The sequence below is a fragment of the Flavobacterium sp. CHNK8 genome (genome assembly GCF_019774515.1).
Classification (GTDB): Bacteria; Bacteroidota; Bacteroidia; order Flavobacteriales; family Flavobacteriaceae; genus Flavobacterium; species Flavobacterium tiangeerense.
Genome location: NZ_CP081492.1, coordinates 92,603 through 110,044, shown reverse-complemented (window position 1 = coordinate 110,044; position 17,442 = coordinate 92,603). Strand labels below are relative to the sequence as shown.

The window sequence follows — 17,442 nt, the reverse complement described above, 5'->3', positions numbered from 1 at the left end:
AGATATTAATTCAGAATCAAAGGGGCTTAAAACTATTCCTTTACATAAAAAACTTAATTCAAACTCGCTTTAAACATGCGCGCTTCATCCCAAGAAAATTTGGTGCCGTGTTGCTCCATCAATGCATTAAGTGATTCTTCTTTATAACCTGCAAAAGCAATAGCTAATTCCTGAAGTTTATCTTCGGGTAGTACCTCATTTATAGCAACAGCTTTGGTTTGTATCAGTTTTACAAAATGTCCGTAAATGGTTTGCTTGGTCAAAACACGAATAGCAGCAATATCTTCAATCGACTTTTTCTCTACCCACAACTCGTAGGTTTCTTGCACGGTTGTTTTTTTAGGAACAGTCGTTTTACCCTTTTTGGATGTGTAACGTTCCAAATCTTTTTCGTCTTCGATGAGCGTAACATTCAATTCTTTAAACTGCTTTTGGATCGCTTCGGTTTTTCGAATGATATATGTTTTGATTTCCGAAGAAGTTAGTTTTTCTTTCGAGATGGTTTCGCCAGACACCACGGTTTCAATCAACAATTTGGCTTTCATCAAACGCAATACCGTTTTGGTTTGCATTTCCTCCAATATAGTTAATTCATCAAAAAAAGTTTTGGCTTTCTTACTGCGCTTTACTTCTTCAATTTTCCATAGAATCTCAAAAACAAGATCATCCAAAGATTTGAAAAAATAAGCATATGCAGCTTGAACGCGACCCGCAATGTGATTTAAATCAGCCGTTTCTTGACTAAAAAGCAGGTGTAATTGTTTAATAAATTTTTGCGAAGGCTCTAGCAATTCATCCATGGCATTAGCTTGGTTTTTCGCCCAAACCGCATGTTTTGATTTCTCAGAATTTTGAGCATCCTCGTTGTAGCTAAAGCGGTGATTGCGCCATTCTTGCGCCACATCATTCCAATCAAAAGATTGAACCAAATATTGATGAATAAAATTTTTAGTTTCAAAATGCAATGCATTAGCCAAAAAATCCTCGCTTGCTTTGTTATTGGCATAATCCATAACGTCTTGATCATTCGAAATGCCATTCATTCGCAACGCAGAAAGCAAAACAAGGCCGTTTAACGTACGTAAACGCGATAATGCTACGTATGCTTGTCCAGGCAAAAAAACTTGCGATACATCAAGCGCTGCTTTGTCAAAAGTTAAACCTTGACTTTTATGCACCGTAATAGCCCACGCTAATTTGATAGGATAATGTACAAAAGTCCCTAAAACTTCCTCTTCAATCTCTTTAGTAGCGGGATCTACTCTATACCTAATGTTTTGCCATTCGTATTTTTCAACTTCAATCGTTTTATTTTCTTCAGTAAAATGAACCAAAATTTCTTGACTTGCAAGTGATTTTATTACACCCATCTTCCCGTTAAAATAATGTTTATCAAACGACAAATCATTTTTTACAAACATAATCTGGGCACCCACTTTTAATTTTAAATCATGTTCCACGGGGAAAATTTTATCCGGAAAGTCACCGGTAATCTCGGGCTTATAGGTTATCAACTCTCCTTTCAAATCAGTTAGCGCATGCGCATTCATAGCGTCTGCTTTATGATTGTGAGTCGTCAAGGTAATATAGCCTTTATTGGCTTTTAAATCAAAATCAGGTTTTACGTATTGATTTAATGTTTGTAAATCCTGTTGCGTAATTTGATTGTTACGCAAATTATTAAGTACTGAAATAAAGGCATCATCGGTTTGACGGAAAATTTTGGATAGTTCAATGTACAAAGGCGGATGTTGCTGAATGACATGCGAATGAAAGAAAAACTTACCGCGGTAATAATTTTTTAAAGTACTCCACTCCTCATCTCGAATCACCGGTGGCAATTGCAGTAAATCACCAATATATAATACTTGAACCCCACCAAAAGGAAGACTTTTCTTTCGTACGGTTTGCATCATAAAATCCATAGCATCCAGTAAATCAGCACGTAACATACTTACTTCATCAATAATCAAAAGCTCCATATTACGAATGACCGATTTTTTTAAACCACTCATTTTAAAATGCCTCCGCAAAGTCGCTTTGGTTTCAAACTTGGTACTAGCAGAAAATTGTGGCGCCGAATTGTCAGGAATAAAACCTCCAAAAGGCAATTGAAACATGGAGTGAATAGTAACCCCTCCAGCATTTAAGGCAGCAATCCCTGTAGGGGCAACCACTACTGTATTTTTATGCGTGGTAGCAATGATTTCTTTAAGTAAAGTGGTTTTTCCCGTGCCCGCTTTTCCTGTTAGAAAAATAGAACGGTGCGTTTGATTGATAAAACGAAGGGTGTAAGCTGCTGCTTCAGAGATGGTTTGCATTAGGCGTGTATATAAAAAGCAAATATAGTAAACGAAAATTCAATTAAAAATAGGCCTAGAATTCTAAATGCGTATTTGAAGCAAATTTTGAGTTTAATCAATGTACTATTAGGCCGATAAATAGCATTCATAAATAAACTAAAAGAATTGTGTGGAATGAATGATTACATTAGATAATTAAGTCCACAAAATTTAATAGGTTGTATGTTAAAACAATGAAATACATAGAATTAAAATTTTAATTACAACAATTATAATCTTTTCACAAATAAAAAAACGATGGATACCTATAAAAAAATAAGCAAAAAAAAGCCTTCAATCTAATAATAGATGAAGGCAATATTTTGAATTTAGATACTAATTATTTTTTAGGATCTGCTTTTTCTTCTGTTTTTGCAGGAGCTTTGTATTTGTCATTCAATGCTTTAATGATATCTTTTGTTATATCAAATTTATCTTCGGCATATAAGATAGAGGCAGCATCACCTGTTCCATATATGTAAGCGTAACCTTTTTCTTTACCGTAAGATTTTATAAATTTCTTTACACCGCTTACTAGTGAATCCATTTCTTTACCACTTTCTGCTTGTAATTCTTGTGCTAAAGCTTGTTGCGCATAACCTAATTGTTGTTCTCTTTTTTGCAATTCAGCACCTTTTTTCTGAGCCCATTCTTGTCCGTTGGCTTGAGCTTGTGACTGAAAACCTGCTGCTTCTTGTTTAAATCTATTGATTTCGGCTTCTAATTGTCTTCCCTTTTCCTCTGCTTTAGATTTGTATTTAGCTTCAAGATCTTTAGCTTCGGTATATTGTTTCATTAATTCAGACGTATCTACATAAGCAGTTTTTACTTCCTTAGTCGCTTCTGCTGGTTTGTTACAGGATACAAGTGCAATTGTTAAAGCAACAAGTACTAACGCTTTTTTATTCATAGTAATTTTATTTATTATTTGAGATTGGTAATTATTAAATTTTGTTGTGATTGAAAATCAATTTTTAGTAACTGTGACAAAAATATAAAAAAATAGACAGCATTGACAAAAACTTAAAAAATTAGTCATTTTAATCGCTATAGTATTTACTTATGCCACTCATTAAAAAAATAATTTCAGCCTATTAAAAACAAAGCTCACAATTGATTTTAAATTAAAAATTAAAAAAAAGCGATATTTAGAGTGTTTAAACTCAAAATAGCGCCTTAAAAGCGCTTAAATTGATTTTTGATCGTTTTTAAGCACATAAATGTGCGATGAGTACTCTAAATTTTTCTTTCCGTACCAATTTGATTTGAGTCCTGTATAAATTGCCGAAAAATAATTCATTTTCCCAGTTTTGTATTTTTCAGATAGCAAGCTTACATAAAAGGCATCAAATTTCATTGGAAGTACTTTTACTAATTTCATTCCTTGTTTTTCGAAAAGCATTTTTATAGCTGTTTTCGAAAAATGCCAAAAATGAATAGGCACATCATAAGCTGCCCAAAAAGTTCCGTACTGTTTTGCATCGAAAGATTTAAAATTTGGAACGGCTACAATTAAAGTTCCATTTGGCTTAAGCAATCGTTTCAGTTCTAAAATTTGCTCCTCTAAATTAGGAACATGTTCTAGCACATGCCACATGGTAATTACATCAAAAGAATTATTTTCTAATACTGCTGTTTTTTCAACAAAAGAAACACCTTTATTTTTTGCAATGGTTTTAGCTTTTTCACTTGGCTCTACTCCTATGGTTTGCCAACCGTTTTGTTTTGCCACAGATAAAAAATCTCCTGTTCCTGCTCCAATATCCAAAATGCTTCCTTTATTTGGTTGAAAGGAATTAATCAAATCTAACTTATTTTTTAATGCAATGTTTTTTACAAAGTGATATGCTTTTTCAAACAACGAACGCTTACTATCAGTATGTGAAATATAATCTACGCTTTCGTAATACTTTCCTAAATTTTCTAAACTTGGTTGCGGAGTTGTTATCAACATGTCCAAATCTTCGTCATGATACAACTGAAAAGTTTCTTTTGAAACGGAATAATCTTTAACGGTTAAAAAATGCTTTTTGTTTGAAATATCCATTAATTAAATCTTCTTTATGTTTTGTTTTTAAACTAAACCCTGAAAGCATTTATAAAAGCTTTCAGGGTTAAAATTATGTATTATTCTAAATTCTCAATAACAGCAAGACTTCACGCCGTAGTTTCACGTGGAACAATTTTAGCACTCAGTAATCAATAACAGTATAATTAAAAATCAACGAATAACTAAAAACTGTATACTAAATACTGAAAACATACTTAACGCCCCATATAAATCAACAATACAGAAATATCACTTGGAGATACACCACTTATTCTTGAGGCTTGTGAAATTGTAACCGGTCTGATTTTGGATAATTTCTGTTTAGCTTCAATAGACATAGACTTGATTTTTTCATAATCAAAATTCTCTGGAATCTTAACATCTTCTAGTCGCAACAACTTATCAGCATTATTTCGCTCCTTTTCAATATAACCAGAATACTTTACTTGAATTTCTGCTTGTTCCAAGATTTCTTGATCTAAATCGTGCTCATCAATATAAGCAGTAACTTTTTCGAATTTTAAAATATCTTCTAAATCAATTTGTGGTCTAGAGAAAACTTTAAACATTTTATCCCCTTGCGTAATCAATGCAGTATTTTTTGACTCCAAAATAGGATTGGCTTCAGAAACAGAAATACTAGTCTCTTTAAAAAAAGCAACCATCTTTTCAGACTCTTTTAATTTATGTTCCATTCTCCGCAAACGAGCTTCAGAGGCAAGACCAATTTCATACGACATTGGAGTTAATCTAAAATCCGCGTTGTCCTGACGCAATAGAGTTCTGTACTCTGCACGCGAGGTAAACATTCTATATGGCTCCTCCGTTCCTTTAGTAATCAAGTCATCTATTAAAACCCCAATATAAGCTTCGTCTCTTTTTAAAATCAAAGGCGCTTTTTCGTTAATCTTTAAATGTGCATTTATTCCTGCCATCAATCCTTGAGCAGCTGCTTCTTCATATCCTGTAGTTCCGTTTATTTGACCAGCAAAAAACAAACCTGACACCAATTTCGTTTCAAGAGTATGCTTCAATTGCGTTGGCGGAAAATAATCATACTCTATGGCATAACCCGGTCTAAAAAATTTAACGTTTTCAAAACCTACAACAGAACGCAACGCTTTAAATTGAATATCCTCGGGTAATGAAGTAGAAAAACCATTTACATACACTTCACAGGTATTCCAACCTTCAGGCTCCACAAAAAGTTGATGTCTTTCCTTGTCTGCAAAACGATTAATTTTATCTTCAATAGACGGACAATACCTCGGGCCTAAACTTTTGATACGACCATTAAACATGGGTGAACGATCGAAACCTTCTCTAAGAATATCATGAACTTCAAGAGAAGTGTATGTCATGTGACATGATTTTTGGAAAGTCAAAGGTTTTGTGAAATCAGAATAAGAAAACTTATCCGGCTTTGCATCACCTTTCTCTTCATTCATTTTAGAATAATCAAGTGATCGTCCATCAACACGCGGTGGCGTTCCTGTTTTCATTCGGCCAGATTCAAAACCAACCGCAACGAGATCTTCAGTAATTCCATAAGAAGCACTCTCCCCTGCACGACCTCCACCAAATTGCTTATCACCAATATGAATCAATCCATTCAAAAAAGTACCATTTGTAAGCACCACAGATTTTGAACGAATCTCCAAGCCCAATGAAGTTTTGATTCCTTTGACTACTCCATTCTCGATAATCAACCCACTAACCATTTCTTGGTAAAAATCAAGATTAGGTGTTCCTTCAAGCATCAACCTCCATTCCTCAGCAAAACGCATTCGATCACTTTGAACTCTTGGAGACCACATAGCAGGTCCTTTTGATTTATTGAGCATCTTAAACTGAATTGCCGTCTTGTCTGAAACAATTCCAGAATAACCGCCAAGAGCATCAATCTCTCGAACAATTTGTCCTTTTGCTATACCCCCCATTGCAGGATTGCACGACATTTGCGCAATGTTTTGCAAACTCATGGTAACCAAAAGCGTCTTCGATCCCAAATTAGCAGCGGCAGCGGCAGCCTCAGAACCAGCATGACCCGCCCCAACTACAATAACATCATATTCTTGATAAAACATTTTTATAAAAGTTTAATCCTTACGGATTGAATTAAAAAATTCAGTGTGTGTTCCACGTGGAACTAAATATGCCCTTCGTTAAATTTGCGTTCCACGTGGAACTAATTTAAAACTTTAATTTTTTCGGTTCAACAAAAAACCAAAAAAAAAGAGTTATGTTCCACGTGGAACGATATGGTGTTAATAAAAGATTAGTGTTCCACGTGAAACATAACAATCTTTTCGTCTTCTTTCTTTCTCATTAATAAAGATTCAGAATTACTCTTATCTTTATAACCACAATAATGAAGTATACCATGGGCTAAGACTCTTTTTAATTCTTGATCAAAACTTACCTCGAAGTCATTAGCATTATCTTGAACACGTTCAATGGAAATGAAAATATCTCCATTTAATTCATTACCTATAGAGTAATCAAAACTAATGATATCTGTAAGAGTATCGTGATTAAGGTACTCTAGATTAATTTTGTGAAGGTATTCATCATCACAAAAAATATAATTTATTTCTCCTTCTTTTTTATTTTCTGAAACTATTACAGCAGACAACCATGTAGCATAACTATCTTCGTTGTCTAATGTAAACGTGGATTCGTAATTAAAATTGATCATTTGCTTTTAAAATAAACTTGAACTTTAGTGTTAAAATTTGAGCGCAAAGGTAAGGATTGTCTATTTAAAATCTCTTTACTATTTAAATAATCTAGTAACGCAGCTGGAATCCTATTTGAACTACCGTTAAACTCTTTTTGATTGGTCTCTGATTGTCTTTTAGTATCTTCTCCTTGCTCTTGAATAGCTGACTTTAATTTAAGTAGTTCTTGTTTAATATTCAGAATACGTTGCATGTTTTCATTATTGAAACCCTTATTGAGTAACTGCTTTTCTAAAGCTTTCATTTGTTCTAAGGCATTCTGACCCTTAGCTCCAATGCCTTTATTGTTAAGTTCATTTTGAAGAGACTCTCTCAACTGGCGTTGTTCTTTATAAATGTCCATTATGTCTTGAGCTTCTCCCTCACCCGATTCACCTTTTGACCCCGATTGAGATGGCTTTCCACTACTACCTGGTTTAGGGGTTTTGCCACTCTTTTGATCTTCTTTCATTTTATCGGCTAAACCATCCATCTTTTTAATAATATCCGGTAGTTGCATTCCATCATTGCTTCCGGATTTAGGCTTACCTTGACCCATACCCGACATCTGAGATTGCATACTGCTTAGAATAGAACTTAAAAAATCAGCAAGTTTATTAGCACTCGAAACTGTGTATTGCTGATGAGAGAGTCCTTTAGCAATTTGAGCATCGGTGAAAGTGCTAAGTGACTTATCTAAATTATAAGAAACGTTTCCAATTTCCTTAGTAATGTCATCAGTAAATTTTGGATTTCTAAGTGACATTGCAAACAAACTATCATCAGCATGTTTGAACTGTTGTTTTAAATCTTGTTGGATTTTAATGTTTTTATTAAACGCAGGAGAACCAGGTTTAAATTTTTTAAACTGATACATTAGGTCTTCTTGAGTCAAAGAAAAGGATAGTAAATTATCTAAAATTTGTCTCAACATAGCTACGTCCTCCTCCATTTGTTCTTGTTCAGCAGACTCCATTTCTTGAGCCATTTCTTGAGCCATTTGCTTCATCTTTTTAGATGCGTTCTTTTGATTAGATTTAGCTTTTTCTTTGTTATTTTTTGATAATTCAGAAATAGCTTTATTCAATTCCTCATCAACATCTTTCTTTTTAGAATCAGAATTTGGCAAAGATAAAGGTGCTTTTAATTCTTTATTATCTTTAGACAATGCATCCAATTCTTGCTTTAAAGAATTAAATTCTTCATTAATCTCCTTTTGATTATCCGTTTTATTGAGTTTATCATCATTAGATAAATTCTCTTGCTTGTTAGCTAGTTTTGAAAGTTGTTCTTGTAATTGTTCCACTTTCTTTTCTACGTAATATTTTTTTGTAAGCTCAACTAATTGTTCCAAACTCTTAACTTGATTCTTACTGTTTTGTTTGAATTTTTCCAATTTAGAAAACAATTGATCGTTCTGAATTTTTTCAGTTAAGGATTTTAATTCGTCTAATAACTTATCATTTTTATCTAAATCTTTCTCCGCTTTCTCTAAACGTTTTTGAAGTTCTTCTTTAAAAGCATCTTTCTTTTCCGTTTTAAATTGAGAAAGGTTTTCATTCATTTTCCTTGTGAAATCTTTCATGACAGCATCTTGCTTCATTTGACGTTGCATAAAATCATCTAATTTTTGTTGGTCTTTAAAATCAAGAATGTCCTTTTCTTTGCCTAGTTGCTGTAATTTATCTAAAGACGAAAATTGATTATCTTGTTGCTTTAAAGATTTAGAAAGTCCAGAAACATTACGGGACTGCGACTCTAAAACTTCAGCTACTTTTTCCTCTTCAGTTACTACCCTATTTGAGAAAATAGAAGACTTTGAACTTTTGAAATTATGCAAAGCATCCGTATCAAATACTTCAAAATAATACTCATAATCTACCCCTTCACTAACAGGTAGATTGCTTGGAAAGGCAAAAACAAACTGATCAAAAGAAGCTTTTTTAATAGCAATAGTTCCACGTTTAATCTGAGATGGATTCTTTCGATCATAGTAAACAATTTGTAGTTTCGAAAGTCCATAATCATCAGATACTTGACCAATAACAAAATTCTTACTAACATTGAGACTATCTGGAGCTTTTGATACCATAATAGAAGGAAACTGATCTGCTATTGTATTAATTTCATAATTAAGCTTCTCAAAGTTAGTAACAGCAGTATTAGAAGTAGTAATTTGATAATCCAGATTTCTAGAAATTCGCTTTGACAATTGGAAAGTATTATTCGATTTAACGAAAAAAGATTTTTGATTATCTTCAAAAAACGATACAGATTGTGTTTTAGAAGTGTTCAACTTCCATGTAACAACTGTGCCTTCTGGAACCATAGCATTGCCTGTTCCTTTAATAATTTCAGACTTTTTATTTAGGTAACCGGGAAATTGTAAATACATTTCAAAGTCGGCAATAGAGGGAACTTCAATTACATTCAATTCATAATCTGGGGATAAAACTCCGTTAGCCTCCACGTGAAACAATAAGGACTGAATAGGTTTAGTAATTTTAAATGAAAACTCTCCTTGGGCATCCTGTTCCATAAAATAAGTTTCATCATTTAAGAAAACGACTATGTTTTCGGGCACTACTTTACCAACTGTTTTCATGCGTAAAGTAAAATCAGCACCTTGCTCTACTTGTAAATTCTTGTTAAGAATAATAAATTTAAATGGGGCTGGTGGCTGAAAAGGTGAACTAAAGTTAACAACACGATTTAAACTTTGAGAAATTACAGCACTGTTTCCCGTGAAATAAATAAGAAAGACAAAAACTAAAGGTGCTAAAGCTAAAGGATAATACTTAGAATTAGCTTTAAAATTTATAGCATTCCCAAAAGGAATTGGCGACAGTGAATTGGATTTTTGTTCGATAGAAGCTAAAACTAATTCCGAAGATACTGAAGATTGATCTTGAGATAGCTGTAAAAAATTGATCAATTTATCTTGAACTTCAGAAAAATGTGTTCCAATTATAGCTGAAGCTTCCTTATAATCAATACCCGATTTTAATTTAAAAAGCTTAAAAACAGGAATCAAAATAAAGCGAAAGAACAAAAAAGATTCTACAATGATAAATAGAACAAATAAAAAAGTTCTATAACTAGGTTTAAGCCATAAAAAGTATTCAATAAAAAGGGTAACTAAAAAATAAATTAAACCTAAACCGATAAAGAAAAGAGATCCTTTAATGAGTTCATTGGTGTAATACTTTTTAATAAAAGCTTCTAGTTTATCGTAAATAACATGCTGACTTTTAAGCATAAAATTGGTATTTATTTAACCTATAAAACTAATAATTTTAATTGATGCAGAATATCAATTTAAGTTAAATAATATACCAAAATTAGAAAAGCATATTAAAAGTATAGAATTGTATCTTTGCAATAAAAAAAATCGATGTCTAAACAAGTTCGTGTGCGTTTTGCACCAAGTCCAACAGGACCTTTACATATTGGCGGAGTTCGTACCGCATTATTCAATTATTTGTTTGCCAAGAAAAACAATGGTGTTTTCTTTTTACGAATTGAAGATACAGACCAAAACCGATTTGTTCCTGGTGCCGAAGAATATATCAAGGAAGCATTAGAATGGTTAGGAATTGCTCCTGATGAAACCATTGGTAAAAACGAAAAATTTGGACCTTACCGTCAAAGCGAAAGAAAAGAAATATACCAAAAATTTGCAGCTGATTTGATCAATTCAGGCAATGCGTATTATGCATTTGATACGGCAGATGCTTTAGATGCGGCTAGAAAATTAGAAGAAGAACAAGGAAAAACGTTTATATACAACCATACTAACAGAGAAAAATTAGATACATCTCTAGTAATTTCTGAAGCGGAAACAGCAAAAAGAATTGCTGCAGGCGAACATTACGTAATTCGCTTTAAAACTCCAGTAGATGAAACTTTAAATTTACATGATATTATTCGTGGTGATGTAAAATTTGAAACAAATCTTTTAGACGATAAAGTATTATTTAAAAGCGATGGAATGCCAACGTATCATTTAGCCAATATTGTTGACGATCATTTAATGGAAACTTCGCATGTTATTCGTGGTGAAGAATGGTTGCCTTCAATGCCTTTACACCTTTTATTGTACAGAGCATTTGGTTGGGAAGCACCGGAATTTGCTCATTTACCGTTGATCATGAAACCGATAGGTAACGGAAAATTATCAAAACGTGATGGCGATAAAATGGGATTCCCTGTATTTCCATTAGATTGGAAAACAGAAGAAGGAGTTTCATCAGGTTACAGAGAGAAAGGATTTTTACCTGAAGCAGTCCTAAACTTTTTAGCATTACTAGGTTGGAATGACGGAACAGATAAAGAATTATTCTCATTAGAAGAACTAGTTACAGCATTTGATTTAAATAGGGTTCACAAATCTGGAGCAAAATTTGATCCTGAAAAAAATAAATGGTTCAATCACCAGTATTTAATCAAACAAGAGGATGCTACTTTAGCAAGATCCTTCTCCCCTATTTTAATTGAAAAAGGTTTTGATGTTGAAGAAACAAAACTTACTAAAATAGTTTCCTTGATTAAAGAACGTGCCCATTTTGTATCAGAATTTTGGGAAATGAGTGATTTCTTTTTTGTAGCTCCAACAGCATATGATGAAAAAGCAAGTAAAAACTGGAAAGCTGAAACTCCTCCATTAATGCAAGAATTAATTTCTGTATTAGAAGAAATTACTAATTTCACATCTGCAAATATCGAAACCATAGTAAAAGACTGGATGACGAAAAACGAAATTGGGATGGGAAAAATTATGCAACCATTTCGTTTGAGTTTGGTTGGAGCCTTAAAAGGCCCTCACCTTTTTGATATTGTGGAAGTCATTGATAAAGAAGAAACTATTTCGAGGATTCAGAAAGCAATAGCAAGTTTGTAATAAAATATAAAACGCCTTAAAATTTAAGGCGTTTTTTTATGCTAAATAAAGAAAGATAAATACGATAAATTGTAAAGTTTAATTTGTAAATTTATAGATAACTAAATCAAATTATCATGAACATAGCATTAATTGTCATTCTTGTCTTTGGACTATTCATTTTATTATCGTCATTTTTTACTGTAAAACAACAAACGGCTGTTGTAATAGAGCGCTTTGGAAAATTCTTAAGCATTAGACAATCTGGATTACAACTCAAAATTCCTATCATTGATAGGATTGCTGGAAGAGTAAATTTAAAAATCCAACAATTAGATGTTATCATTGAAACTAAAACTAAAGATAACGTATTTGTAAAACTAAAAGTTTCGGTTCAATTTATGGTTGTAAAAGAAACGGTTTATGATGCCTTTTACAAATTGGAATATCCACACGATCAAATTACTTCTTATGTATTTGATGTAGTTCGTGCCGAAGTACCAAAATTAAAACTAGACGATGTTTTTGAAAGAAAAGATGATATTGCAATTGCCGTAAAAAGAGAATTAAATGAGGCCATGACCACTTATGGTTACACAATAATCAACACTTTAGTCACTGATATTGATCCAGATATACAAGTAAAAAATGCCATGAACCGCATTAATGCTGCCGATCGAGAAAAAACAGTTGCAGAATTTGAAGCAGAAGCATCACGTATTAGAATCGTTGCAAAAGCAGAAGCAGAAGCAGAAAGCAAGCGATTACAAGGACAAGGTATTGCAAACCAACGAAGAGAAATTGCAAAAGGTCTAGTAGAAAGTGTGGATGTACTGAATAGAGTTGGTATCAATTCTCAAGAAGCATCAGCGCTTATTGTAGTAACCCAACATTATGATACATTGCAAGCCATAGGTGCCGATACTAATTCGAATTTGATATTGTTGCCAAATTCACCACAAGCAGGAAGCGATATGTTGAATAATATGATTGCATCATTTTCAGCTTCTAACCAAGTTGGTGAACTAATGAAAAAAAGAAATGAAAAAGATCACAGATCGAAAGATCATAAAATAGAAAATCACAGTTCAACTGATCATTCCGAAATTCAGGATAAAGAAGAATAAAAAATTAAAGAGGCCAAGTGCCTCTTTTTTTGTGCCATCATTTTTTTTGAAACTAAAATAAAAAATGAACTCCTCACCTACTCTTTCATTTTTTTAATAAAATGGTAACCAAAATTTTTTAGCTTTTTAAAAAAATAATTTTCACGTGGAAAAACAGAAAAAAGTGCATTTTCTAAATTTCAACAGTCTATTGGAACAAATAGGTACAAAAAGTAACTGTTTTTACGTCAAAAACTAATTACAACCTCTTGATTGAACGAAATTTTTAAAAACATATAAATTGAGGTCTAAATAAAATTAATTGCTTAAAATTAAAATATGAGCGTCAATTTTAATAGTTAAAAATAATAATTTTAAGAAATAAAATAGATATTACTAATAATAACAAAACTCCCGATTAAAGGAGTTTTAGTATTGGTAATATCTATAATTAAAAGGTGATTTTTCTAATTTAATAAAGCAAGTACTTTTTCGTTTTTTTCTACATTTTTCAATTCTGATAATACTGCTTCAAATAAAACTAAATTATCAGCATCATTTTTCAAATTCAAAATTGCAGCTATTCGGACGGAAGTCAATTGACTTTTTAATGACATAGTATAAAATTTTTGAACCATATCTGCATCAAACGAATTAATTTCAACTTTATCAGAATATTGAACAATCAAATTAGCAAACAACAAAGCATTGTTATCATTTTTGATATTTTTGATAACCGTTTGCACTAACAAACTGTAGTTATCAACACTCTTAATGTTTTCAATAATTGGTGTTAAAAGAGCAGCTGCGGCAGTTTCATCTTTTTCCTTAACGTACTTATTCAGATCTTTTTGAGTGTTCATCAAAAGATTTTCTTCTTTTTTGCCCTTTTCTTCCCAAGCATCTTTTAATCCAACAGTTTTGTTGAAAATAATAGTCTCAGCCGTACTGTCTTTATCAACATTAAAATATCCTAAACGCTGAAATTGAAACTTATCACCCGATTTTACAGTAGCTAAACTAGGCTCTACATATCCTTTTACAACTTGAAGTGAATTCGGATTCATGAAGTCCAAGAAGTTTTTATATTTATGACTGTCAGGTGCTTGGTCTAAAAACAATCTGTCATACAAACGAACTTCCGTTTCCAAAGCATGAGCAACTGACACCCAATGCAAGGTACCCGCAACTTTACGTTGGCTAGCTTCACTTCCACTTCCACTCTTGCTATCTGCATCATAAGTAGCGTGAATTTCAAGAATTTCTCCTGAATCATCTTTTATAACAGATTCACCTTTAATGATATAGGCGTTTTTTAAACGTACTTCACGACCGATACTTAATCTAAAAAATTTAGCAGGAGCATCTTCTAAAAAGTCTTCTCTTTCAATAAACAATGTCTTTGCAAAAGGTACTTTTCTGAAACCAGCACTTTCATCTTCTTGATTATTCTCAGCATCCAACCACTCTTCTTGACCTTCAGGATAATTGGTAATAACCAACTTTATTGGGTCTAAAACAGCCATTACACGTGGTGCAGTTTTGTTTAAATCTTCGCGCAAACAAAATTCTAATAACGAATAATCGATGATATTTTCACGCTTTGCAACTCCGATAATTTCGCAAAATTTACGAATAGAATTAGCTGTATACCCTCTTCTTCTAAGACCAGAAATAGTTGGCATTCTAGGATCATCCCAACCGTTTACAATGTTTTCTTGAACCAATTGAAGTAACTTACGCTTACTCATTACGGTATAATTCAGGTTCAAACGAGCAAATTCGTATTGATTTGGGCGCACTTTAGTGTCGTCATAAATTTGATCCAAAAACCAATTGTACAACTCACGGTGCATTACAAATTCTAGAGTACAAATCGAATGTGAAATTTGTTCTATAAAATCACTTTCTCCATGAGCATAATCATACATTGGATAGATTTTCCAATCATTACCTGTTCTATGATGATGACGATGTAACACTCTATACATCAATGGATCACGCATTAACATATTGGTAGAAGCCATATCAATTTTGGCACGTAAAACATGACTTCCTTCCGGATAATCACCATTTTTCATGCCTTCAAATAAAGTTAAATTTTCTTCAACAGAACGATTTCTATAAGGTCCATCAACACCTGGTTGCGTTGGCGTTCCTTTTTGTGCAGCCATTTCTTCAGAAGACTGACTGTCTACATACGCCTTTCCGTTTTTAATCATCGTTACAGCCCAATCATACAATTGCTGAAAGTAATCAGATGCGTAACGTTCTTCAGCCCAGTTAAAGCCCAACCATTCTAGATCTTCTTTAATCGCATCAACATACTCCTGCTCTTCTTTGGCTGGATTAGTATCATCAAAACGTAGATTAACTGGCGCATTGTACTTTAGGCCTAATCCAAAATTCAAGCATATAGACTTGGCATGGCCAATGTGCAAATAACCATTAGGTTCTGGTGGAAAACGGAAACGTAATTTATCTTGAGGAAAACCGTTCGTTAAACTGTCTTCAATGATTTGTTCTATAAAATGGAGTGATTTTTCTTCAGTTGACATCTTTTTGTTTTATTTTAGCAAAGATAAAAAAAACTTTAAGGTTTGAGTTTAATGTTTACAACGAAACCAATTAATAGCTGGGATTTCAGCAGTATCTTTATACATAAAACTAACAATCAAAAATGGGAATAATAAAACTTAAAAATATCAGAACGTTCTCTTATCACGGTTGCTTAATCGAGGAGGGAAAAATAGGATCAGACTATCTCGTTAATCTTGAAGTAAAAACAGATTTACGTAAATCAAGTATCTCGGATGATTTAAAAGATACTGTAGATTATGTGCTGTTAAACCGCATTGTAGTGGAAGAAATGGACATACGATCAGATTTATTGGAGCATGTGGCGCATAGAATTGTAAATCGTATTTTCAATGAGATTGCGGCTATATCAAGAATTGTGGTTCAGGTTTCAAAACTAAATCCTCCTATTGGTGGTGACGTTGAAGCAGTTACTATTGAAATGGAAGAATATAGAAATTAATTTCTGTCATTCTAAATAAAGAAAATTACTTTGTAATAGAATTATATGCTTTATTTAGAAATTGAAACTTGCATTTAAGAAATTTTATAGTACATTTGCAAACCAATTAAATATTGGCGTCGTGGCCGAGCGGCTAGGCTGGGCTCTGCAAAAGCTCCTACTCCGGTTCGAATCCGGACGATGCCTCTAAAACCTTCAAGGAAACTTGAGGGTTTTTTTGTGATTTATTTTTAGAAAAAATAAAGTAAAATAATGGTTCGAATCTGGACTATCCACAACTAAACATCAGAGAAAATTGGAAGTGTTTTTGTGATTTATTTTTAGAAAAAGTAAGGTAAATTAAGGTTCAAATCAAGACGTAAACAATTAAAAATCAATACAATTTGGAGTTTTTTTTTATGTCATACTTATTTCTAAAATAACATATAAACATTAAGCATTTAAAAAAACTTACTTTATAAAAGTAAAATTTATTTCAACGCAATTCATACTTCCACTTTTTTTCATTTGCTTCATAATAAATACCAATAAATTGTATGTATGAAATAGGAATTTTAGAAACTGGAATTCTCCTAATTTCCCATTTTTTTACATTTAATATTAACTCAATTGCATCTGTTGCAAATTCTGATATTTGTATAGTTGGGACAATCTGAATATCTTTCTTAAGATTATAAATTGAATCATAAATTGGAATCAATTGATTTTGCATATTAGCAGATTTAAGATTACCTTCTTTATCAATTAAAAGATAAAGTCCAATATATTTATCATCATATTCTTTTTTTAGACCATTCTTAAAAATAGAATCAACAGGTGAATATGAAACAGAAAAATTGGTTCTAAATTCATTATCGTAGATAAAATCATCCAATTTTAACTTCTTAACATTATCCAACCAACGTTGATAGCGATAATAAAGAGGAGAATTAATTTGTTGTGAATTTGAACAATATTTTGAAAAGTATAGTTCACCATCACTGGATTTATTCACATAAACTAACCACTTTTCATTAATATTTACATCCCAGTTACAGGAGGTAACATTTTTTGTATATCTAGATTCAATAGTTAAAACAAAACTTAAATTTTTTGGGTTGTTACCATTCTTGTAATGTTTAAGAATTTTAAAGGTAATTTTATAAGTTAAATAATCTTTACTATATTTTTTAGATACTACTATACCCTCAAAAACATAGTCAGAAGTTGTAAATTCCTCTACAGTCGAAGGTACATTGCATTCACACGCAAAAATTTTTAATGAAAAAGAAAAGAAAATAATGAGAATGTATAAAAATTTCAAAA

The 17,442-nt window shown here is 32.3% G+C and carries 11 protein-coding genes and 1 tRNA gene; 4 read left to right on the top strand and 8 right to left on the bottom strand.

The genetic code is table 11. From position 1 onward, the window contains the following. Window positions 1–53: 53 nt before the first annotated feature. The 6 genes from K5V07_RS00485 to K5V07_RS00460 all read right to left on the bottom strand — a co-directional run bounded on the left by K5V07_RS00485 (window position 54) and on the right by K5V07_RS00460 (window position 10,371). Entirely contained in the window at window positions 54–2,321 is a 2,268-nt protein-coding gene (locus K5V07_RS00485; protein WP_221915933.1) for a helix-turn-helix domain-containing protein, read from the bottom strand. Between the two features lie 361 nt (window positions 2,322–2,682). After that, window positions 2,683–3,252, bottom strand: a complete 570-nt coding sequence (locus K5V07_RS00480) for an OmpH family outer membrane protein (RefSeq protein ID WP_221915932.1) — start codon at window positions 3,250–3,252, stop codon at window positions 2,683–2,685. A 276-nt stretch (window positions 3,253–3,528) separates the two neighbouring features. After that, window positions 3,529–4,389 (bottom strand): bifunctional 2-polyprenyl-6-hydroxyphenol methylase/3-demethylubiquinol 3-O-methyltransferase UbiG, encoded by an 861-nt coding sequence (locus K5V07_RS00475; RefSeq protein ID WP_221915931.1) that lies wholly within the window; start codon window positions 4,387–4,389, stop codon window positions 3,529–3,531. 218 nt (window positions 4,390–4,607) lie between these two features. Next, window positions 4,608–6,479 carry a tRNA uridine-5-carboxymethylaminomethyl(34) synthesis enzyme MnmG gene (gene mnmG, locus K5V07_RS00470; RefSeq protein ID WP_221915930.1) on the bottom strand — a complete coding sequence of 624 codons (1,872 nt, stop codon included), beginning with the start codon at window positions 6,477–6,479 and terminating at the stop codon, window positions 4,608–4,610. 191 nt (window positions 6,480–6,670) lie between these two features. Beyond that, on the bottom strand, window positions 6,671–7,090 hold the full coding sequence (gene ybeY, locus K5V07_RS00465) for an rRNA maturation RNase YbeY (RefSeq protein ID WP_221915929.1): 420 nt from the start codon (window positions 7,088–7,090) through the stop codon (window positions 6,671–6,673). Continuing rightward, window positions 7,087–10,371, bottom strand: a complete 3,285-nt coding sequence (locus K5V07_RS00460; RefSeq protein ID WP_221915928.1) for a DUF4175 family protein — start codon at window positions 10,369–10,371, stop codon at window positions 7,087–7,089. Before K5V07_RS00460 ends, ybeY begins: the two co-directional genes overlap by 4 nt. Before the next feature lie 135 nt (window positions 10,372–10,506). Between K5V07_RS00460 and gltX the strand changes: the two genes are divergently transcribed. Then, entirely contained in the window at window positions 10,507–12,012 is a 1,506-nt protein-coding gene (gene gltX, locus K5V07_RS00455; RefSeq protein WP_221915927.1) for a glutamate--tRNA ligase, read from the top strand. Window positions 12,013–12,128: 116 nt separating this feature from the next. Next, entirely contained in the window at window positions 12,129–13,118 is a 990-nt protein-coding gene (locus tag K5V07_RS00450) for an SPFH domain-containing protein (protein ID WP_221915926.1), read from the top strand. 446 nt (window positions 13,119–13,564) lie between these two features. Here the strand turns inward: K5V07_RS00450 and K5V07_RS00445 are convergent, their stop codons facing one another. Then, entirely contained in the window at window positions 13,565–15,655 is a 2,091-nt protein-coding gene (locus tag K5V07_RS00445) for a glutamine--tRNA ligase/YqeY domain fusion protein (protein WP_221915925.1), read from the bottom strand. A 122-nt stretch (window positions 15,656–15,777) separates the two neighbouring features. Here K5V07_RS00445 and folB point away from each other — a divergent pair, with 122 nt between their 5' ends. Then, window positions 15,778–16,137: a dihydroneopterin aldolase gene (gene folB, locus K5V07_RS00440; RefSeq protein ID WP_086455422.1), complete on the top strand. Its 360-nt coding sequence runs from the start codon at window positions 15,778–15,780 to the stop codon at window positions 16,135–16,137. A gap of 115 nt (window positions 16,138–16,252) precedes the next feature. Next, a tRNA-Cys gene (locus K5V07_RS00435) sits at window positions 16,253–16,323 on the top strand. A gap of 289 nt (window positions 16,324–16,612) precedes the next feature. Here the strand turns inward: K5V07_RS00435 and K5V07_RS00430 are convergent. Then, complete coding sequence (locus K5V07_RS00430; protein ID WP_221915924.1) at window positions 16,613–17,440, bottom strand: hypothetical protein; 828 nt, start codon at window positions 17,438–17,440, stop codon at window positions 16,613–16,615. Window positions 17,441–17,442: the final 2 nt, after the last annotated feature.

Excerpts from the sequence above, each read along its gene's own strand:
- K5V07_RS00485 (WP_221915933.1), bottom strand. The coding sequence starts at position 2,321 with ATGCAAACCATCTCTGAAGCAGCAGCTTACACCCTTCGTTTTATCAAT.
- K5V07_RS00480 (WP_221915932.1), bottom strand. The coding sequence starts at position 3,252 with ATGAATAAAAAAGCGTTAGTACTTGTTGCTTTAACAATTGCACTTGTA.
- K5V07_RS00475 (WP_221915931.1), bottom strand. The coding sequence starts at position 4,389 with ATGGATATTTCAAACAAAAAGCATTTTTTAACCGTTAAAGATTATTCC.
- mnmG (WP_221915930.1), bottom strand. The coding sequence starts at position 6,479 with ATGTTTTATCAAGAATATGATGTTATTGTAGTTGGGGCGGGTCATGCT.
- ybeY (WP_221915929.1), bottom strand. The coding sequence starts at position 7,090 with ATGATCAATTTTAATTACGAATCCACGTTTACATTAGACAACGAAGAT.
- K5V07_RS00460 (WP_221915928.1), bottom strand. The coding sequence starts at position 10,371 with ATGCTTAAAAGTCAGCATGTTATTTACGATAAACTAGAAGCTTTTATT.
- gltX (WP_221915927.1), top strand. The coding sequence starts at position 10,507 with ATGTCTAAACAAGTTCGTGTGCGTTTTGCACCAAGTCCAACAGGACCT.
- K5V07_RS00450 (WP_221915926.1), top strand. The coding sequence starts at position 12,129 with ATGAACATAGCATTAATTGTCATTCTTGTCTTTGGACTATTCATTTTA.
- K5V07_RS00445 (WP_221915925.1), bottom strand. The coding sequence starts at position 15,655 with ATGTCAACTGAAGAAAAATCACTCCATTTTATAGAACAAATCATTGAA.
- folB (WP_086455422.1), top strand. The coding sequence starts at position 15,778 with ATGGGAATAATAAAACTTAAAAATATCAGAACGTTCTCTTATCACGGT.